Origin of the sequence: Azospirillum sp. B2RO_4, assembly GCF_051124815.1 — a bacterium.
In the GTDB taxonomy this organism is placed as follows: Bacteria; Pseudomonadota; Alphaproteobacteria; order Azospirillales; family Azospirillaceae; genus Azospirillum.
Window position 1 is genome coordinate 147,686 of the sequence record NZ_CP118490.1, and the last position, 20,308, is coordinate 167,993.

The following is a 20,308-nucleotide window of genomic DNA, read 5'->3' on the forward strand; positions in this document are numbered from 1 at the left end:
ACTGCGTTGTATGGGGCTTGGCAAACAAGCTCAGGCGGCCGACGGGGTTTTCGCGGCGTCGGCATCCGACGGCGCCATCCCGGCCGAATCGCCCATGATGTCGATCTTGCGCTCCAGATGCTGCCGCAGCAGAACCGCGATGGCAGCGCCGTCCCGCCGGACCAGGGCATCCAGAATTTGTTCATGCTCGCGCACCGCCTGATCCCACCAGTCGCGGGGCATGTCGGCAATGTAGCGGGCGCGGCGGATGCGCAGCGCCAGACCGGCGTGGGTGGCGATCAGCACCGGATTGTTCGACGCCGTCAGGATCATGTGGTGGATGCGCTCGTTCAGCCGGTAATAGGCCTGCAGGTCGCGGCGGGCATGGTGGGCCAGCATCTCGTAATGCAGCGCGCGCAACTCGGCGATCTGCTCCTCGGTGATGTGGGCGCAGGCCAGTTCGCCGGACAGCGCTTCCAGGCAGGCCATCACCGTGAAGGTGTCCTCGATGTCGGCCCGCGTCAGGGTGGCCACGCGGGCGCCGCGGTTGGGCAGCAGCACCACCAGCCCCTCGCTGGCCATCACCTTCAACGCCTCGCGCAGCGGGGTGCGCGACACGCCGAAGCGCTCGCACAGTTCGCGCTCGTTGATGCGCGATCCGGGCGACAGCTCGCCGTCGACGATGGCGGTGCGCAGGTGGGCGACGACCTCGGCGTGGAGGCTGCTGCGGTCGATCAGCGTCATTCCGATCCTCCCCCCGCCGCAGCCGTCCGGTCCGCCGGCGCCTGCTCCAGCGCCTGTTCCAACACCAGGGCGACATGAACCGCCCGCCGGCCGGCGCCGTCCTGGATCTGGTGGCGGCAACTCGTCCCGTCGGCCACCAGGATGGTGTCCGCATCGGCGGCGCGCACCGCCGGCAGCAGGTCGAGTTCTCCCATCCTCATCGACACCTCGTGATGTTCCGCCTGATAGCCGAAGGCCCCGGCCATTCCGCAACAGGTGGATTGTAGCACCGAAACCTCAAGGTCCGGGATCAGCTTCAGCACTCTTTCCACCGGCGGCAGCGCGCCCATGGCCTTCTGATGGCAATGGCCGTGCACCAGCGCCCTGCGCGCCGCCAGCGGCTTCAGCCCCAGGGTCAGCCGGCCGGCGGCGCGCTCGCGGTCGAGGAACTCCTCGAACAGCAGGGCGTGGTCGGCGATGCGGGCATATTCCGGTCCAGGCAGCACCGCCGTCATCTCGTCGCGCAGGGTCAACAGGCAGGACGGCTCCAGCCCGACGATCGGCACCCCGCGCTGGGCATAGGGCAAAAGCGCCTCGACCACGCGCCATTGCTCCGCCCGCGCCTGCTCGACCAGACCGGCGGCGAGGAAGGTCCGGCCGCAGCACAGCGGCCGGCCGCCGTCGGCCGGTGCCGCGGCATGGACGGTGTAGCCCGCCGCCTCCAGCACGCGCACCGCCGCGCGGGCGTTGTCGGACTCAAACCAGCGGTTGAAGGTGTCGGCGAACAGAACCACCTCGCCGGCCGCGCCGGGTTTGGGGACGGCGTGGTGCCGGAACGGCGTCCGGTGCCAGCGCGGCAGCGACCGATGGCGGCTCAGCCCGAGCAGCCGCTCCGTCAGCGCCGGCAGACCGGGGATCCGGCCGTGCAGGTTCAGCACAGGCGCGGCGGCCGACAGCGCCGGGGCGTAGCGCGGCAGCCACGCGACCATCCGGTCGCGCAAGGACAGCCGGGCGCCGTGCCTGCGGCGCTGGGCCAGCACCTCGATCTTCATTTTCGCCATGTCGACGCCGGTCGGGCATTCGCGCTTGCAGCCCTTGCAGCCGACGCAGAGGTCCAGCGCCTCCATCACCCCGTCGGCGGCCAGCCCCTCGGGGCCGAGCTGACCGGTCAGCGCCAGCCTCAGCGTGTTGGCCCGGCCGCGGGTGACATGCTGCTCGTCACGGGTCGCACGGTAGGACGGGCACATCACGCCGGGATCGGACTTCCGGCAGGTGCCGTTGTTGTTGCACATCTCCACCGCGCCGAGGAAACCGTTCCATTCCGACCAGTCCAGCGCGGTGTCGACCGGCATGGCGCCATAGCCGGGCTTGTAGCGGAACAGGCGGCGGTCATCCATGCGCGGCGGATCGACGATCTTCCCGGGGTTGAACAGGCCGGCCGGGTCGAACAGCGTCTTGACCTCGCGGAAGGCATCGACGATGCGGCGGCCGTACATCGGCTCATGGAATTCGGAGCGGACCAGCCCGTCGCCATGCTCCCCGGAATGGGACCCCTTGTATTCGCGCACCAGGGCGAAGGCTTCCTCGGCGATGGCGCGCATCTTCCGCACCTCCAGCTCCTGCTTGAGGTTTAGGACAGGCCGCACGTGCAGGCAGCCTTCGGAGGCGTGGGCGTACCAGGTGCCGGTGGTGCCGTGGCGGTGGAAGACCTCGGTCAGCCGTTCGGTGTAGTCGGCCAGATGCTCCAGCGGGACGGCGCAGTCCTCGATGAAGGAGACCGGCTTCCCCTGCGTCCGCATCGACATCATGATGTTCAGCCCGGCCTTGCGCACCTCCCAGATCGCCGCCTGGAAGGCCGGATCGACCGCCTCCACCACCGCGCCGGGCAGGCCGAGATCGCCCATCAGCTCGCCCAGCCGGCGGAGATTGGCGATCTCCTCGTCGCGGTCCTCGCCGGCGAACTCCACCAGCAGCAGGGCGTCGGGCTCGCCGACGATGAAGCGGTCCATGGTGGCGCGGAACAGCGGGATGTCGCGGCCCAGCGCGATCATGTTGCGGTCGACCAGTTCCACCGCCGCCGGTTTCAGCGCGACGATGGCCTGTGCCGATTCCATCGCCTTGCGGAAGGTCGGGAAATGGCAGACGCCCAGCACCTTGTGCCGGGGCAGCGGCGCCAGCGCCAGCTCGATGCGCTGGAAGAAGGCCAGCGTCCCCTCCGACCCGACCAGCAGCTTGGCGAGGTTGGGGTGGTCGCCGCCCAGCCGTTCGATGTTGTAGCCGCCGACCTTGCGGCGGACGGCGGGAATGCGGGCGGCGATCTCGTCGGCCTCGCGGGCGTGGAGCGCCTTCAGCGCGGCTTCGAGCTGGCGATGACGCCCGGTCGAAGGAGCGGAGCCGTCGAAGCGCACCGGGGTGCCGTCGGCCAGCACGGCGTCGATGGCGCGGACATTGTCCACCATGTTGCCGTAGCGCAGCGACCGGGTGCCGCAGCTGTTGTTGCCGGTCATGCCGCCGATGGTCGCCTGCGCCGCCGTCGAGACGTCGACCGGGAACCACAGCCCCAGCGGCTTCAATGCCTTGTTCAGATGGTCCAGCACGATGCCCGGCTGCACCGTCGCCGTGCGCGCCTCGGCATTCACGTCCAGGATGCGGTTCAGGTGCCGGGAGCAGTCGAGGACCAGCGCCTCGTTCACCGTCTGCCCGCACTGCGAGGTACCGCCGCCGCGCGGCAGGATCGGGACCCCTTCCTCCACCGCGACGGCGACTGCCGCCGCCACGTCCTCCGCATCGCGCGGCACGACGACGCCGACCGGCTCCATCTGGTAGATCGAGGCGTCGGTGCTGTAGCGGCCGCGCGCGAACCGGTCGAACAGCACCTCCCCCTTCACGGCGCCGCGCAGGCGCGCGGCCAGGGCGCCGTCACCGATCCGTGAGCCGCGGCGCGGCGCGGCGGTCGGTGCGTTGCGGTCGTCGAGCGGCATGGCGTGGACTCCCCAGAAACGGATGGCGGCGGCGGATGGCACGGCTGGATCGCGCCGGCAGATGCCTGATTTTGTATTCAAAATTCACCTTGCGGTGAATCGTCCCTGCTGACCGATGGATCGGAACACGGACCGAGATCGTTCGTCAGACGAACAAAATCCTTATGGGAATGCGCTATTCCTGTCGAGACCCGGCGACAGCATAGGCGTTATTGCAGATGCACCCTTTCGGAAATGGGTAGGGCATGGCTGCAAATGACTGTTTGCAGCGCCGGCAATTTGAATGCAAAATTTGTTTGGTAGACAAACCAACAGTTCGTGCACGCCGTCGCCGCTCTGTGCCCGGATTCCGCGCACCGACCGGGCGCATCGATATTGCCCCCGCGTCACCGACAGCACGGCATCATCGACACAAGGGAGGAGGAGCCTTCATGGCCCATCGCAGCGGACGCCATTTCCTGCAAATCCCGGGTCCGACCAACGTGCCCGACCGCATCCTGCGGGCGATGGACCGGCCGACCATCGACCATCGCGGCCCGGATTTCGCCGCGCTTGGCCGTGAAGCGCTGGACGGAATCAAGACGATCTTCAAGACCGGGCAGCCGGTGGTGATCTACCCGGCGTCGGGCACCGGGGCGTGGGAGGCGGCGATCGTCAACACGCTGTCGCCCGGCGACCGGGTGCTGATGTTCGAGACCGGCCACTTCGCCACGCTGTGGCGCAATCTCGCCGACCGCTTCGGCATCCACTGCGATTTCGTACCGGGCGACTGGCGCCACGGCGTCGACCCGGCGGCGGTGGAAGCCCGGCTGGCCGAAGACCGCGGCCACACCATCAAGGCCGTGATGGTGGTCCACAACGAGACCTCGACCGGCGTCGCCAGCCGCATTCCGCTGATCCGCAACGCCATCGACGCCGCCGGCCACCCGGCGCTGCTGCTGGTCGACACCATCTCGTCGCTGGGGTCCATCGACTACCGCCACGACGAATGGGGCGTCGACGTGACGGTAAGCGGCTCGCAGAAGGGCCTGATGCTGCCGCCGGGGCTGAGCTTCAACGCCATTTCCGAAAAGGCGATCGCGGCCAGCCGCAGCAACAGGATGCCGCGGTCCTATTGGGATTGGGCCGACATGGCGGGGCCGAACCGCGCCGGCTTCTTCCCCTACACGCCGGCGACCAACCTGCTCTACGGCCTCGTTGAGGCCATCGACATGCTGCACGAGGAAGGGCTGGACGCCGTCTTCGCCCGCCACGACCGCCACGCCGAGGCGACGCGCCGCGCCGTGACCGGCTGGGGCCTGGAGGTGCTGGCGCTCGACCCCGCCGAATATTCCAGTTCGCTGACCGCGGTGCTGCTGCCGGACGGCCATGACGCCGACCGGCTGCGCCGCATCATCCTCGACCGCTTCGACATGTCGCTGGGCGCCGGGCTGGGCAAGCTGGCCGGCCGGGTGTTCCGCATCGGCCATCTCGGAGACTTCAACGACCTGACGCTGGCCGGCACGTTGAGCGGGGTGGAAATGGGGCTGGAACTGGCCGGCATCCCCCACCGCAAGGGCGGCGCCCGCGCGGCGATGGATGCCCTGCAGGCCGGCGCCGCCGCGCAGGCGGAAAGGACGGCCGCCACCGCCGCCTGACGCCGCAACGAGACACCAAACAAAAAGGGAGGGACAGTCATGGGCTACACCAAGGCGCTGGTCGCGTCGATCATGGTCGCCGGTTCGCTGATGGCGGGCGCGGCGCAGGCGCAGACCGAGATCAAGCTCGGCCATGTCGGCGAGCCGGGATCGCTGTTCGACCGCTCCAGCCAGGAATTCGCCCGCATCGCCAACGAGAAGCTGGGCGGCAAGGCCAAGGTGGTGGTCTTCGGCTCCAGCCAGCTCGGCGGCGATTCGGAGATGCTGAAGAAGCTGAAGCTCGGCACCATCGACCTGTCCCTGCCCTCCACCGTCATGTCGTCGGAGGTGCCGGTCTTCGGCCTGTTCGAGCTGCCCTATCTGGTCAAGGACCGCGACCACATGGCGCGCATCCGCGACGAGATCGTGACGCCGACCCTGGTGCCGGCGGCGGAAAAGGACGGCTACCACATCCTCGGCGTGTGGGAGAACGGCTTCCGCCAGATCACCAACAGCAAGCGCCCGATCACCAAGCCGGAGGATCTCCAGGGCATCAAGCTGCGCGTGCCCAAGGGGGTATGGCGGGTCAAGATGTTCAAGGCCTATGGCGCCGATCCCAGCCCGCTCGCCTTCTCCGAGATCTTTGTGGCGCTCCAGACCGGGGTGATGGACGGCCAGGAGAACCCGCTGGCCCAGATCTACCCGGCCCGCTTTTACGAAGTGCAGAAGTACCTGTCGATGAGCGACCACGTCTACACCCCGGCCTATCTGACCGCCGGCCGCAGCTGGAAGAAATTCTCGCCCGAAATCCAGAAGGCGCTGACCGAGGCCGCGCAGGAGGTCCAGCCGACCGTCTACAAGATCGCCGCCGAAATGGACGAGGATCTGCTGAAAAAGCTGAAGGAGGCCGGGATGGAGGTCAATCAGGTGGACAAGGCCGCCTTCGTCAAGGCCAGCACCGGCATCTACAAGAGCTTCGAGGACGAGGTTCCGCAGGGCGGCGAGCTGATCAAGAAGGCGCAGGCGCTGGCCAGCAAGTCCTAGGGCCGGCATGCCGCGGGGGCGGCCATCGCGGCCGCCGCCGAAGCCCTCCCCCAGTCTCAGCCATCCCCTTCGGAGGGAAACCGTCGTGATGCTCGACCGTCTGCGCACCGGCTTCGAGTGGGTGCTCGAAACCATCGTCATCCTGCTCGTCTCCGCCCTGACCCTGCTCATCATCGCCGGCTTCGTCTGCCGCTATTTCGGAAGCTCGCTGACCTGGTACGACGAAGTGGCGTCGATCGGGCTGGCGTGGCTGACCTATTACGGCTCGGCGCTGGCCGCGCTGAAGGGCGCGCACATCGGCTTTCCCGGTCTGGTCAACGCGATGCCGCCGTCCTTCCGCCTGCTGGCGACGCTGTTCGCCGAGGCCTGCGTCTTCCTGTTCTTCGGCGTCCTCGCCTGGACCGGGTGGGAGGTGCTGATGGTGCTGGAAGGCGACACGCTGGTCAGCCTGCCGTCGGTGCCGCTGCAACTGACCCAGTCGGTCATCCCGGTCGGCGCCGTGCTGTTCATGATCGCGGAAGCGCTGCGCCTGCCCAGGGTGCTGGCCGACGCCCGCGGCCACGGCTTCGTCGACCACGAGCTGGAGGACGCGCTGGGCGCCGATCTGGCCCGGCCCCAGCCGCCGCGCTCCACCACCAACGCCGCCCCGATCGCCCGCGCCACCGCCTATCCGGAAGGACCGCGCCCATGACCATCGGCTTCATGCTCAGCGGGCTGTTCGCCCTGGTCCTGCTCAACGTACCGGTCGCCATCGCGCTCGGCCTCGTCGCCATGGCCGCCATCGTGGCGATCCAGGGATCGGACAATCTGGTCAACGCGGCGCTGGTGATGTTCGACGGCGCCACCAACTTCCCGCTGCTGGCGATCCCGCTGTTCATCCTGGCCGGTGCCATCATGAACGCATCGAGCATCTCGCGCCGGCTGGTCGCCTTCGCCTCCGCCCTGTTCGGCTTCGTCCGCGGCGGGCTGGCGATGGTGGTCATCGGCTCGTCGATGTTCTTCGCCGAGATCTCCGGCTCGGCGGTGGCAGGCGTGGCGGCGCTCGGCACCATCCTGATCCCGGCGATGAAGACGCGCGGCTATTCCAGGGAGTTCTCCGCCGCCATCTGCTCGTCGGCGTCGAGCCTCGCAATCATCATCCCGCCGTCGATCCCGATGATCCTCTATGCCGTGATGGCCGAGACGTCGGTGGTCAAGATGTTCGTCGCCGGCATCATCCCCGGCGTGATCGGCGCGGTCGGGCTGGCGGTCGCCGCCTACATCCAGGCGGTGCGCTACGATTTCCCGGTGGAGGAGCGCTTCCGCATCTCCCGCCTGCGCGAAACGGCGCGGGAGGCCGCCTGGGCCTTCCTGTTGCCGGTCATCATCCTGGGCGGCATCTTCGGCGGCTTCGTCACCGCGACGGAGGGCGCCGGGCTGGCGGTGGCGGCGGCGCTGTTCATCAGCATCGTCATCTACCGCGAACTCGACCTGCGCGAGCTGCGCAAGGCCTGCCTGGACGGCGGCGTGCAGACCGCGGTGGTGATGCTGCTGGTCGCGGCATCGGCGCTGATCGGCACCTTCCTGACCGAGGCACAGCTGCCCCAGGCGCTGGCCCGCAGCATCAGCGAAATCACCACCAACAAATACGCCGTGCTGGCCCTGCTGAACGTCGCCTTCCTGATCCTGGGCATGTTCCTGCATTCGGCGGCGGCGATCATCCTGGTGGTGCCGATCGTCATGCCGCTGATCCACGCAGTCGGCATCGACCCGGTGCATTTCGGGCTGGTGGTGACGCTGAACCTCGCCATCGGGCAGCAGACCCCGCCGGTGGCCAGCGTACTGATCGCCGCCTGCTCCATCGCCCGCACCGACATCTGGGAAACCACCAAGGTCAACCTGCCCTTCATCGGCGTCCTGCTGCTGGTGCTGGCGATCTGCACCTATGTGCCCGGCCTCTCGCTGGGGCTGGTCGACCTGTTCTACTGATACACACCAACGCCGAGGACGTTTGAGCGATGGCCGATACGGAACAACGGCGCACGGGCGGACCGCTCGCCGGCATCAAGGTGGTGGAGCTGGCCCACATCATGGCCGGCCCGGTCTGCGGCCTGATGCTGGCCGACATGGGCGCCGACGTGGTGAAGGTGGAGAAGATCCCCGGCGGCGACGACAGCCGCCGCATGGTGCCGCCGACCATCAACGACGAATCCGCCGCCTACATGGCGATGAACCGCAACAAGCGCGGCATCGCGCTGGACCTGAAGACCGACGACGGCAAGCAGGTGCTGCGCCGCCTCATCGCCGGCGCCGACGTGGTGATCGAGAATTACCGCCGCGGCACCATGGAGAAACTGGGCTTCGGCTACGAGGCGATGCGTGCCATCAACCCCGGCATCGTCTTTTGCGAGATCTCCGGCTTCGGGCGCAGCGGGCCGCTGGCCGACCGCGGCGGCTTCGACCTGATCGCCCAGGGCATGAGCGGATTGATGAGCATCACCGGCGAAGGCCCCGGCCGGCCGCCGGTCAAGGTCGGCGCCCCGGTGACCGACATCACCGCCGGGCTGCTGGGCGCCATGGGCGTCATGGCGGCGCTGGTCGAACGCCAGCGCACCGGCGAGGGCCAGCGGGTCGACACCTCGCTGTTCGAGGCGGGGATCATCCACACCTACTGGCAGTCGGCGATCCGCTTCGCCACCGGGGTCAGCCCGGGTCCGATGGGCTCGGCCCACCCGCTGAACGGCCCCTACCAGGCCTTCCCCACCGCCGACGGCTGGATCAACATCGGCGCCGCCAACCAGACCAACTGGCTGCGCCTGACCGAGGCGCTGGACGCGCGGTCCCTGCAGGACGATCCGCGCTTCGCCGACAACCCCGGCCGCATGCGCCATCTGGCGGAACTGGACGAGCTGCTGTCCGCCATCCTGCGGCAGCGGACCACGGCCGAGTGGCTGGCGGTCCTGGAGGCGGCCGGCGTCCCGGCCGGGCCGGTGCTGAGCATCGCCGACATGCACGAACACCCGCACACTCTGGCCCGCGACATGGTGGTGGAGGTCGAGCACAGCCGGGCCGGACCGGTGAAGACGCTCGGCCTGCCGATCAAGTTCTCCCGCACCCCCGGCGGCGTGCGCGGCCCGGCCCCGGCGTTCGGCGAGCACAGCCGGGCGGTGCTGACCGAACTCGGTTACGATCACGACGCAATAGAGGCGATGGAACGGGCACGGGTGGTGGCATGACCGGAACCGATGGAACGATGACGGACGAACTGCTCTACGAGGTGCGCGACGGCATCGCCCGCGTCACCTTCAACCGGCCCCAGGCACGCAACGCCCTGACCTTCGCCATGTACGAAAGGCTGGCGTCGGTCTGCGCCGAGGTCGACGACACCCCGGACATCCGCGCGATGCTCCTGACCGGCGCCGGCGACAAGGCCTTCGCCGCCGGCACCGACATCTCCCAGTTCCGCAGCTTCACGACGGCGGAGGACGCGCTCGCCTACGAGGCGCGGATCGACCGGGTGCTGGGAGCGCTGGAGCGCTGCCGGGTGCCGACCATCGCCGCGGTCGCCGGGGCCTGCACCGGCGGCGGGGCCGGCATCGCCGCCGCCTGCGACCTGCGGATCGGCGCGGCGAACGCCAAATTCGGCTTTCCCATCGCGCGCACCCTGGGCAACTGCCTGTCGATGAACAACTATGCCCGCCTGTCGGCCCTGATCGGTCCCGCCCGCGTCACCGAGATGATCTTCACCGCCCGCCTGATCGAGGCCGAGGAGGCGAAGGCCATCGGCCTGCTGTCGGAGGTCGTCGCCGACGCGGCGGCGCTGGCGGAGCGCGCCGAAACGCTCGCCGGCATCGTGGCCTCCCACGCCCCGCTGACCCTGCGGGCGACCAAGGAGGCGCTGCGCCGGCTCCGCCAGGGCGGCGATCCGGGGACCGGGGAGGATCTGATCGTGATGTGCTACACCAGCGCGGACTTCCGCGAGGGGATGGACGCCTTCCTGAACAAGCGCCCACCCCGCTGGCGCGGCGAATAGATCCGCCTACGAAGCGCGCTTCAGGCGGGGCCGGCGCGGTTCATTCAGCGTCGGATCATCGGCTTGAGCCAGGGCGAGATCGCGAAGACGTCGGTGAAATATCCCTGCTTGATGACCGCGCCTCCCGCCTTGTGGATGTTGGCGGGCAGCGAGCCCAGCTCCCCCTTCCGGGTCACCACATGGATCGAGCGGCGGAACCCGGAGGTCGGCAACGGCAGCACGCGCATATGGTTCAGGTGCTGACGGCTCTTCACCAGCGCGGTCGGCGGAAGCAAACTCCACCCCATCTCTTCCGCCACCATCGCCATCACGGTGTCGGTGGCGTCGAAGGCGAAGCTGCGCGGCACCTCCATGCCCAAACGCCGCAGATGCTGATCCACCAGCCGGCCGAGCGCGCTGTCCGTCGTGCTGCGGATCAGCGGCAGCGTCCGGGACAGAGCCCGCAGGGCGGCTTCATCGACGACTTCCGGGCAACTGCGCGGCAGCAGCAGCACGAAGGGTTCGGTGAGCAGGCACAGGCTGTCCACCTGGTCCATATCGTCGAAGCTGTCGTTGGTGAACAGCACGTCCAGCCGGCGGGCGAGGAACTGCTCGCGCAATTGCCCGCACAGCCCCGACGCGATGCTGAAGGACGGGACATTGTCGCGCAGCCGCTGAAGCAGCCGGGGAATGAAGGGCGCCGCCAGCGTGTCGATGCAGCCGATGCGCAGTTCCGGCATGAAGGGCGCGTCCGTTCCACCAATCGCCGCCGGCAATTGCCGCGCATCGGTCAGGATGCGGTTGCTCCAATGCCAAAGCCGCTGACCGGCGGCCGTCAGCGCCATGGGCCTGATACTGCGGTCGAGCAGTTGGGTGGCGAAGGCGGTTTCCAGCTGGCGCACCACATGCGACACCGCCGATTGGGTCAGCCCGAGCCGGCCGGCGGCGCGGGTCATGCTTCCCAACTCGGCAACGGCGACGAACACCTCCAAGGATCCCAGGTCGAAGTCGCGGTGATGCATGGGGCTCCCATCTTCGGGGTCGGTGGCGATTGCATACTATCTTATGCATGATGCTCTCATGAATGCCGCTCATGCAGACCATGAGATAAATTTCTCCGACTGCCGGTAACCGTGGCTTTCGCGGCAGCCTTGGGAGCCTGCCTGCAACTCCCGCCGGAGACCCTGCCATGACACTGCCCCCTGACGATCTTCCCGCCACCGCCACCGCCGCGCGGCAAATCGGCGATTGGGTGGCCGGGCTGCGGCGAAGTGATGTGCCGGAAGCGGCCTCTGCCGTCGCGCTGGACTGCATCGTCGACACGCTGGGGGTTGCCCTCGCCGGGACCGGAGAGGCAGCCGCTCGGCTGGCGGCGGACGAAGCGCGCGAAAGCTATGCCGCGGGACCATCGCGTCTGCTGACCGGTGGCCGCCTGTGCGCGGAGGGCGCCGCCTTCGCCAATGTCGCTGCCGCCCATGCGCTGGATTTCGACGACAACAGCTATGCCGGCTTCGTCCACGGCTCCGCCGTCGTGGTGCCGACGGCGCTGGCGATGGTCGAGGCGGCCGACGGTACGGGGAGCGATCTGCTCACCGCCGTCGTCGCCGGTGCGGAGGCGCAATATGCCTTGGCGGAGGCGGTCGGCAACGGGGTCTATCACGCCGGCTGGTGGACCACCGCGCTGTTCGGCACCGTCGGTGCCGCCGCCACCGCCGCGAAGGCCCTCGGTCTGGACGGACGGACGGCGGCCGACGCCATCGCCTTCGCACTGTGCGGGACCGGGGGCTTGCGCGCCTGCTTCGGCACCGGTGCCAAGCCGCTGCTTGCCGCGCAGGCCGCGGCGAACGGAGTGAGGGCCGCCCGGCTGGCGGCGCGGGGCCTGACCGTGCCCCATGCGGTGGTGGAGGATCCGCGCGGTTTCGCCCGCCTGATTGCGGCCGGCCGCTTCGATCCGACCGCTCTGGATGCGCTCGGCCAACGCTGGCGCCTGCTCGCCCCCGGCATCGACACCAAGCTCTATCCGGTTTGCCTGTCCGCCCATGCCGCCATCGACGCGGTACGCGACCTGATGGCGGAACGAGGGCTAACAGCAGGCGACATCCGGACCATCCACTGCCGGGTCCCGCCGGTGGTGGCCGCCAACCTGACCTATGACCGCCCGGAAACATCGGGAGAGGCCCGCTTCAGCCTGCCTTTCGCGGTGGCCTGCGCAATGCTGCACGGAACGCTGGCGCTGGAGCATCTGAATGAGGCGGCGCTCGCCGATCCGGTGCTGCGTCATGCCATCGGGCGTGTCCACATGATGGCCGATCCGGCATGGAACGCCGATCCCGACCGCGCCCGCACCGCACCCGAAGGTGCCGAGGTGAGCATCGAGACGACGTCGGGGGAGCGCTTCGTCCGCTTCTGCGCCTCGGCACGCGGCACGGTGGCCCGCCCGCTGTCGGCGGCGGAGCATTCGGCCAAGTTCCTGACCTGCGCCGCCCGCGCCGTCGGGCCGATTGGGGCGGAACGCCTCCACCGGAAATTGCGCCGGCTGGAGGCGGAGTCCGACCTGTCCCGCCTGTTCGACCCTGCCCACCATGGCAGCTGTTCATGATGTCGATGAAAATCGATCATGATGGGCATGCCGCCCCATCGGCGGCGGCCTGCTTTTTCAACAAGCGGGGCCATCGAACCATCCGCGGAAAACATAGGAAAACCAGCGGTTTCATCGAGAGTGCGCTGCACAAAATCTATGCGGATCGACTTGCTGCCTAAGTTTTAGTCCGTCCGTCGCCCGCTTTGTCGTCGTCCCGCCGCCCTTTCCTCCGGCTGCGGCCCTGTGAGACCGTTTCGATCAAGCGGAAACCAAGGTCCGCCCTTAAGGACCGGCAAACAGAGGGGCTTTCATGATGATGCGACGTTTGGTGGCACGGGCCGTGCTCTCGGCCATCCTCCTGTCCGGGACGGCCATGTCGGTCCAGGCCGCGGGCACGCTCAAGGTTTCGGTGGATTCGAACCTGAACACGCTCGACCCCGCCAAGATGAAGGGCGGCCAGGAGTATGTCGCCGCCTATCTGATCTTCAACGGCCTGACCGTCATCGGCCACGACATGACGGTGAAACCCGATCTGGCCGAACGCTGGGAGCACAGCGACGACCTGAAGACCTGGACCTTCCACCTGCGCAAGGGCGTGAAGTTCCACAACGGCAAGGACCTGGAGGCCGATGACGTCGTCGCCACCATCGCCCGCATCCAGGACAAGGCGACCGGCTCCACCGCCCGCGTCAATTTCGAGATCGTGGAATCGATGAAGGCGCTGGACCCGCTGACCGTCCAGTTCCAGTTGAAGACCCCCTATGCCGGCTTCGCCGAGCTGTTCGGCGAGCGGCAGGCGCGCATCGTGCCGCGCGACGCCGTCGACACGCTGGCCTCCAAGCCGATCGGCACCGGCCCGTTCGAATTCGTCTCCTTCGCCCCCGGCGACCGCGTCGTCCTGAAGCGCAACCCCAACTATTTCGAACCCGGCCTGCCGAAGCTGGACGAGGTGGTGGTGCGCATCCTGCCGGAACCAGCGGCCCAGGTGGCGGCGCTGACCACCGGCGAGCTGGATCTGGTGTGGAACCTGCCGCTGGAGGCCATCGACAAGGTCAAGGCCGACCCGAATCTCAAGATCGATTCCGTCCCCACCTCGACCTGGGACGGCGTCATCATGAACAACAAGGTGAAGCCCTTCGACGATCCGCGCGTGCGCAAGGCGGTGGCGATGGCGCTCGACAAGCAGGCGATCACCCAGATCGCGCTGTTCGGCAACGGCACCCCGACCCATTCGCCGATTCCGCCGAGCCACCCCTACTACAACAAGGATCTGAAGATCGCCAAGGGCGACCCGGCCGGGGCGAAGAAGCTGCTGGCCGAGGCCGGCTATCCCAACGGCTTCGAGGTCACTCTGCACACGCCGGCCGGCCGCGCCACCCGCGAACGCCTTGGCCTCGCCGTGCGTGAATTGCTGAAGCCGGCGGGCATCACCGTCAATGTCCAGCGTGTGCCTTTCGACGTCTTCCTGAAGGACATCGAGGGCAAGGCCGGCTTCTACATCGACGGCTTCTTCAGCCGCCCGACCATCGATACCTCCGTCTATCCCTGGTACCATTCGCACGGGTCGTGGAACACCGCGCTGTGGAACTACTCCAACCCCAAGATGGACACGCTGCTCGACAGTGCCCGTCAGGCGAAGAGCGATGAGGAGGCCAAGTCGCTCTACGGCCAGGTCCAGGCGCTGGCGGTGGAGGATTCGCCCGGCGTCATCCCCTACGTCATCAACCACATCAACGGCCTCAGCACCAAGGTTCACGGGTTCCATTCGCACCCGATGATGTTCCTCGACCTGCGCGACGTGTCGATCGACTGAGGCCGACCGGAAACCGGCCGCGTCCATGGCGGCCGGTTTCCCTCCTCCTTCCGGGGATGCTGCCCATGCTTGCCTACACCTTGACCCGTCTCGTCTATCTGGCGCTGGTCCTGGCCGTGATGTCGGTCCTGATCTTCCTGGTGACGCAGGCCATGCCCGGCGACGTCGCCTCGATGATCGCCGGCCAGTTCGCCTCGAAGGAGGTGGTGGACGCCATCGCGGTCAAGCTGGGGCTAGACCAGCCGCTGATCGTCCAGTACGGGCAGTGGGCGGCCGGCATCCTGCGCGGCGACCTCGGCCGCTCGCTGGTGCTGGAACAGCCCATCGCCCCCATCCTGATGGAGGCGCTGGCCCGCTCGCTGGTGCTGGCCGTCGTGGCTCTGGCGGTGGTGGCGGTGGTCGGCATCGGGCTAGGCGTCCTGGCGGCGGTGCAGCGCGGCAAGCTGACCGACCAGCTGGTTTCCGGCGTCTCCTATCTCGGCATCGCCGTTCCCGACTTCTTCTGGGCCATCGTGCTGGTGCTGGTCTTCGGCAGCTACATGAAGCTGCTGCCGACCGGCGGCTATGCCCCGCTCTCCGACGGTTTCCTGCCCTGGGCCTCGCATCTGGTGCTGCCGGTCATCACGCTGGTGCTGATGCTGCTGGCCCGCATCGCCCGGCTGACGCGCTCCAGCATGATCGACGTGCTGCAGACCAACTACGTGAAGTTCGCCCGCGCCAAGGGCATGCCGGAATCGGTGGTCATCCTGCGCCATGCGCTGAAGAACGCGCTTTTGCCGACCATCACCGTGCTCGCCATCGACTTCGGCCTGATCCTGGGCGGTGTGGTGGTGATCGAGACGATCTTCTCCTACCCCGGCATGGGCCGGCTGCTGCTGTTCGCCATCCAGCGCCACGACCTGCCGCTGATCCAGGCGACGATCCTGGTGGTCTCCGCCGCCTACTGCCTCGCCAACCTGACCGCCGATTTGCTCTACGCCTATGTGAACCCGAAGATCCGCCACGGCATGAAGGCCGCCTGACATGACCGATGCGACTCCCGTCCAACCGGCCCCCGTCCAACTGGCTCCGCGCCGGCGCCTGCCGTCTCTGCCCGTCTCGCTGATCGTCGGACTGGTCCTGCTCGCTCCGCTGCTGGTGGCCGCCGTCGCCGGTTCCTGGATCGCCCCCTACCCCTATGACGAAATGAACATCATGAGCCGGCTGCAGCCGCCCGGCCCTGAGTTCTGGTTCGGCACCGACGAGTTCGGCCGCGACGTGTTCAGCCGCACCCTGGTCGGCACCGGCAGCTCGCTGGTGATGGGCGTCGCCGCCACGGCGCTGAGCCTGCTGGCCGGCGTGCCGCTGGGGCTGATCGCCGGCTACAAGGGCGGGCGCATCGGCGAGGCGATCATGCGCGCCATGGACGTGCTGATGTCCTTCCCACCGATCCTGCTGGGCATCCTGGTGCTGGCCGTCACCCAGCCGGCGCAATGGAAGGCCATCGTCGCCATCGGCATCGTCTATGTGCCGCAGGTGGTCCGTCTGGCCCGCGCCATCACGCTGGAGCTGATGCAGGAGGAGTTCATCACCGCCGCCCGCCTGCGCGGGGAGAGCGCCGCCTACATCCTGTTCCATGAAATCCTGCCGAACATCTGGCCGCCGCTGGCGGTGGAAGCCAGCCTGCGCGTGGTCTTCGCCATCCTGCTCGGCGCCTCGCTCAGCTTCATCGGCATGGGGGCGCAGCCGCCCTCCTCCGACTGGGGCCTGATGATCAGCGAAGCGCGCCCCTTCGTGGAGCAGGCACCGTGGATCGCGCTGTGCCCCGGCTTCGCGCTCGCCACCGCGGTGATCGGCATCAACCTGCTGGGCGACGGGCTGCGCGCCCTGCTCGACCCGCGCAACACGGGAGCGCACTGAGATGATGACCGCTCCGCAAGCCCGCCCGGCCGCCGCCCCGGCAACCGCCCCGGCGTGTGCGCCAGAGCCGGCGCCGCTGCTCGACGTCCGCGGCCTGACCATCAGCTACGGCAACGCCCGCGGCACGCTGCGCGCCGCCAGCGACGTCGGCTTCGCCATCCGCCCCGGCGAGGTGATGGGTCTGGTCGGCGAATCCGGATCGGGCAAGAGCACCATCGCCATGGCGATCCTCGACCTGCTGGGCGGGGGCGGCCGGGTGGACTCCGGCGAAATCCTGTTCGACGGCACCGATCTGCGCCGTCTGTCCGCGCCGGAGCGCCGGGCGCTGCGCGGCGACCGCATCGCCGCCGTCTTCCAGGACCCCTTCACCTCCCTGAACCCGGCGCTGACGGTCGGCCGCCAGATCGCCGAGCCACTGATCCAACACAAGGGCCTCTCCCCCCGGCAGGCAGCCGCACGGGTGCTGGATCTGCTGGCGGAGGTCGGCATCCGCGATCCCCGCCGCGTCGCCGCCGCCTACCCGCACGAGCTGTCGGGCGGCATGCAGCAGCGGGCGCTGATCGCCACCGCGCTGGGCTGCGAGCCCAAGCTGCTGATCCTCGACGAGCCGACCACCGCGCTTGACGTGACGGTGGAGGCCCGCATCATCGACCTGCTGGCCAAGCTGTGCGACAGCCACCGGCTCAGCGCGCTGTTCGTCTCCCACAATCTCGGCATCGTCAACCGCATCTGCCAGACCGTCACCGTCCTCTATGGCGGGCTGGTGGTGGAGACCGGGCCGACCGGCCGCGTGCTGTCCCGCCCGGCCCATCCCTACAGCAAAGGACTGGTCGCCGCCCTGCCGCGCATCACCGCCGGCCGGCGCCACCGCCTGCCCTCGATCCCCGGCACGGTCGCCAAGCTGTCCGGGCCGCCCGCCGCCTGCGTCTTCGCCCCGCGCTGCCCCTTCGCCGAGGAGACCTGCCGCAGCCAGCCGCAGGCGATGCTGACGGACGCGGCCGGCGACGGCGTGCGCTGCTGGAAGGCCGACGCCCTGGCCGGCACCCCCTGGCCGGACGAGGAGGCCGCAGCCCGCAAGCCCGCACCGCAAGCCCCGGCTCAATCCACCGCGCCGCTGGTGGAGGTCGATCATCTGCGCAAGATCTACGGCGCCAACCGCTCCATCCTCCCCTGGCTGCGCCGGGCCGGCACGGTGGCTGTGGAGGATGTGTCCTTCACCGTCGGCCGCGGCGAGGTGGTCGGCGTGGTCGGCGAAAGCGGCAGCGGCAAGAGCACCATCGGCCGCGCCCTGCTGGCGCTGACCGAACCCAGCGCCGGCACCGTGCTGTTCGACGGCGCCGACCTGACCCGGCGGGTGCAGCAGGGCGACCAGGATCTGCGCCGGCGCGCCCAGCTTGTCTTCCAGAATTCCGCCGCCTCGCTGAACCCGCGCAAGACGGTGGGGGACGCCATGGACCGGCCGCTGGTGCTGGCCGGCCGGGCGGACGCCGAAGAGCGGCGCAAGACCGTCGCCGGCCTGCTGACCCGTGTCGGGTTGCCGTCCGCCTATGCCGACCGCTATCCGCACGAACTGAGCGGCGGCGAGCGCCAGCGCGTCAACATCGCCCGCGCGCTCGCCACCGATCCCGACTTCGTCGTCTGCGACGAGGCGGTGTCGGCGCTCGACGTGTCGGTCCAGGCCAACATCCTGAACCTGCTGGCCGAACTGCGCGACGAGATGGGGCTGTCCTATCTCTTCATCACCCACGACATCGCCGTGGTGTCGCACATCGCCGACCGCGTGCTGGTCGTCTATGGCGGCACCATCTGCGAAGAGGGTCCGACCGGCCGCGTGCTGCGCCCGCCCTACCATCCCTATACCGAGGCGCTGCTCTCCGCCGTGCCACGGCTGGCCGAGGATGGGCAGGAGGCGCCGCGAATCCTGCTGGAGGACGCGGCCCCCGCCCCCGGCGGACAGGGCTGCGCCTTCGCCGCCCGCTGCCCGCGCAAGCTGGGCGCGGTCTGCGACGAGCAGGCGCCGCCGGTCCACCGAACGGACGACGGCCACCGCATCGCCTGCCACATCCCGCTGGCGACGCTGGCCGAACGTGCCGCTGTCTTCCCGGAACTGGCCGGCGACGCCCCGCACTGACCGGGCCTTTTCTGAAGAGCTTTCCTGCCGGCGCACCCGAAGGGGACCGCCGGACGCCACCCCCTTGCCTTTTTACCCAACCCCGAACCTGACCAGGGCTTCCGCCATGACCGTCCACACCCGCATCCGCCAGTTCAACACCAAGAAGACCTATCCCGAGCAGTCGATCGACAACGACCTGTGCCAGACCGTCGTCGCGCGCGGCACCATGGTCTTTGTCCGCGGCCAGATCGGCCAGAACCTCGACACCAGCGAAAGCGTCGCCGTCGGCGATGCCGCCGGCCAGACCGAGCAGGCGATGTCCAACATCAAGATGCTGCTGGAAGAGGCCGGGTCGTCGCTGGAGCACATCTGCAAGATCACCGTCTACATCACCGACCCGCGCTACCGCGAGCCGGTCTACCGCACCATCGGCAAGTGGCTGAAGGGCGTCTATCCGGTGTCGACCGGCCTCGTGATCAGCGCGCTCGCCCGCCCGGAATGGGTGGTGGAGGTCGATGCGATCGCGGTGATCCCCGACGCCTGACGCTCCGGTCCCACCGCCGACCGTCCCGCCAACCGAAAAGAAGAACCGCCGCCATGAGCACCAGCCTGACCAACCCGCCGCGCCGCGAACTGCAAAGCTTCCTCGATTTCCCGATCTGCACCGACATCTACCAGCTCGACGGCCATATCGGCATCCTCGGCATCCCCTACGGCGATCCCTATTCGATCGACGAGGTGACCAACGACCAGACCAACGCCCCGACCTGGGTGCGCCGCTACACCGAGCGGGCGCTGCGCAAGCTGGAGCGCTGGGACTTCGACATCGGCGGCCCGCTGCTGGGCGGCAAGGACATCAAGGTGGTGGATTGTGGCGACGTGAAGGCCGACGCCCGCGACCTCGACCTGCATTACCGCAATGCCGAGGCGGTGGTGCGCCGGATGCTCGCCAAGGGCATGCTGCCCATCGTCATCGGCGGCGACCACGGCATCCCGATCCCGGTGCTGCGCGCCTATGACGACCAGGGGCCGATCACCCTGGTCCACATCGACGCCCATCTCGACTGGCGCGACGACGTGAACGGCGCCCGCAACGGCTATTCCAGCCCGATCCGCCGCGCCGCCGAAATGGACCATATCGGCCAGATCTTCCAGATCGGCCTCCGCTCCGCCGGCAGCGCCCGGCCGGAAGAGGTCGAAGCGGCGATTGCCTACGGCGCGGTGCTGGTGCCGGACGTGGAGTTGCAGGACATCGGCATGAAGGCGGTGCTCGACCGCATTCCCGACGGCGGCCGTTATTACCTGACCATCGACGCCGACGGCATGGACCCCACCATCATGCCGGCGGTCAACGGCCCGGCGCCGGGCGGCGTCACCTATCCGCAGATCCGCACGCTGATCCACGGGCTGGTCGCCAAGGGCCGCGTCGTCGGCATGGACATCGTGGAGATCACGCCGAAGAAGGACCTCAACGGCATCACCGCGATCACCGCCGGCCGCATCATCTGCAACCTGATCGGCAAGACCATCCAGGCCGGCTATTTCGACGCCAAGTGACGGGACTGGGA

General features: G+C 68.7%; 16 protein-coding genes. 13 read left to right on the plus strand and 3 right to left on the minus strand.

Translation table 11 applies throughout. The annotated features are described in order from the left end of the window. Positions 1–30: 30 nt before the first annotated feature. Both PWS46_RS26805 and PWS46_RS26810 read right to left on the minus strand, forming a co-directional pair. Positions 31–723 (minus strand): GntR family transcriptional regulator, encoded by a 693-nt coding sequence (locus tag PWS46_RS26805; RefSeq protein ID WP_434625048.1) that lies wholly within the window; start codon positions 721–723, stop codon positions 31–33. Further along, positions 720–3,683, minus strand: a complete 2,964-nt coding sequence (locus PWS46_RS26810) for an FAD-binding and (Fe-S)-binding domain-containing protein (RefSeq protein WP_434625050.1) — start codon at positions 3,681–3,683, stop codon at positions 720–722. Before PWS46_RS26810 ends, PWS46_RS26805 begins: the two co-directional genes overlap by 4 nt. A 431-nt stretch (positions 3,684–4,114) precedes the next feature. Between PWS46_RS26810 and PWS46_RS26815 the strand changes: the two genes are divergently transcribed. From PWS46_RS26815 to PWS46_RS26840, 6 genes are all read left to right on the plus strand, one after another. Next, positions 4,115–5,320, plus strand: coding sequence for a pyridoxal-phosphate-dependent aminotransferase family protein (locus PWS46_RS26815; RefSeq protein ID WP_434625052.1), 1,206 nt, complete (start codon positions 4,115–4,117; stop codon positions 5,318–5,320). A gap of 39 nt (positions 5,321–5,359) precedes the next feature. Next, positions 5,360–6,343, plus strand: coding sequence for a TRAP transporter substrate-binding protein (locus PWS46_RS26820; protein ID WP_434625054.1), 984 nt, complete (start codon positions 5,360–5,362; stop codon positions 6,341–6,343). Positions 6,344–6,431: 88 nt separating this feature from the next. After that, a complete protein-coding gene (locus PWS46_RS26825; RefSeq protein WP_434625056.1) occupies positions 6,432–7,034 on the plus strand; it encodes a TRAP transporter small permease in 603 nt (200 codons plus the stop codon). Then, on the plus strand, positions 7,031–8,311 hold the full coding sequence (locus tag PWS46_RS26830) for a TRAP transporter large permease (RefSeq protein ID WP_434625057.1): 1,281 nt from the start codon (positions 7,031–7,033) through the stop codon (positions 8,309–8,311). Before PWS46_RS26825 ends, PWS46_RS26830 begins: the two co-directional genes overlap by 4 nt. Positions 8,312–8,340: 29 nt before the next feature. Further along, positions 8,341–9,558 (plus strand): CaiB/BaiF CoA transferase family protein, encoded by a 1,218-nt coding sequence (locus tag PWS46_RS26835; RefSeq protein ID WP_434625059.1) that lies wholly within the window; start codon positions 8,341–8,343, stop codon positions 9,556–9,558. Continuing rightward, a complete protein-coding gene (locus tag PWS46_RS26840) occupies positions 9,555–10,355 on the plus strand; it encodes an enoyl-CoA hydratase/isomerase family protein (RefSeq protein ID WP_434625061.1) in 801 nt (266 codons plus the stop codon). The genes PWS46_RS26835 and PWS46_RS26840 overlap by 4 nt, the downstream gene beginning before the upstream one ends. A 44-nt stretch (positions 10,356–10,399) precedes the next feature. Here PWS46_RS26840 and PWS46_RS26845 read toward each other — a convergent pair whose 3' ends face one another. Continuing rightward, positions 10,400–11,356, minus strand: a complete 957-nt coding sequence (locus tag PWS46_RS26845; RefSeq protein ID WP_434625063.1) for a LysR family transcriptional regulator — start codon at positions 11,354–11,356, stop codon at positions 10,400–10,402. Between the two features lie 167 nt (positions 11,357–11,523). Here PWS46_RS26845 and PWS46_RS26850 point away from each other — a divergent pair, with 167 nt between their 5' ends. The 7 genes from PWS46_RS26850 to PWS46_RS26880 all read left to right on the plus strand — a co-directional run bounded on the left by PWS46_RS26850 (position 11,524) and on the right by PWS46_RS26880 (position 20,297). Then, positions 11,524–12,933, plus strand: a complete 1,410-nt coding sequence (locus PWS46_RS26850; protein WP_434625065.1) for an MmgE/PrpD family protein — start codon at positions 11,524–11,526, stop codon at positions 12,931–12,933. A gap of 292 nt (positions 12,934–13,225) precedes the next feature. Continuing rightward, complete coding sequence (locus PWS46_RS26855; protein ID WP_434625067.1) at positions 13,226–14,728, plus strand: ABC transporter substrate-binding protein; 1,503 nt, start codon at positions 13,226–13,228, stop codon at positions 14,726–14,728. Positions 14,729–14,793: 65 nt separating this feature from the next. Then, on the plus strand, positions 14,794–15,750 hold the full coding sequence (locus PWS46_RS26860; protein ID WP_434625068.1) for an ABC transporter permease: 957 nt from the start codon (positions 14,794–14,796) through the stop codon (positions 15,748–15,750). A 1-nt stretch (position 15,751) separates the two neighbouring features. Then, positions 15,752–16,627 carry an ABC transporter permease gene (locus tag PWS46_RS26865; protein WP_434625069.1) on the plus strand — a complete coding sequence of 292 codons (876 nt, stop codon included), beginning with the start codon at positions 15,752–15,754 and terminating at the stop codon, positions 16,625–16,627. A 1-nt stretch (position 16,628) separates the two neighbouring features. Then, positions 16,629–18,758: a dipeptide ABC transporter ATP-binding protein gene (locus PWS46_RS26870; protein ID WP_434625071.1), complete on the plus strand. Its 2,130-nt coding sequence runs from the start codon at positions 16,629–16,631 to the stop codon at positions 18,756–18,758. Between the two features lie 106 nt (positions 18,759–18,864). Then, a complete protein-coding gene (locus tag PWS46_RS26875) occupies positions 18,865–19,284 on the plus strand; it encodes a RidA family protein (protein WP_109157419.1) in 420 nt (139 codons plus the stop codon). 53 nt (positions 19,285–19,337) lie between these two features. Beyond that, positions 19,338–20,297, plus strand: a complete 960-nt coding sequence (locus tag PWS46_RS26880; RefSeq protein WP_434625074.1) for an agmatinase — start codon at positions 19,338–19,340, stop codon at positions 20,295–20,297. Positions 20,298–20,308: the final 11 nt, after the last annotated feature.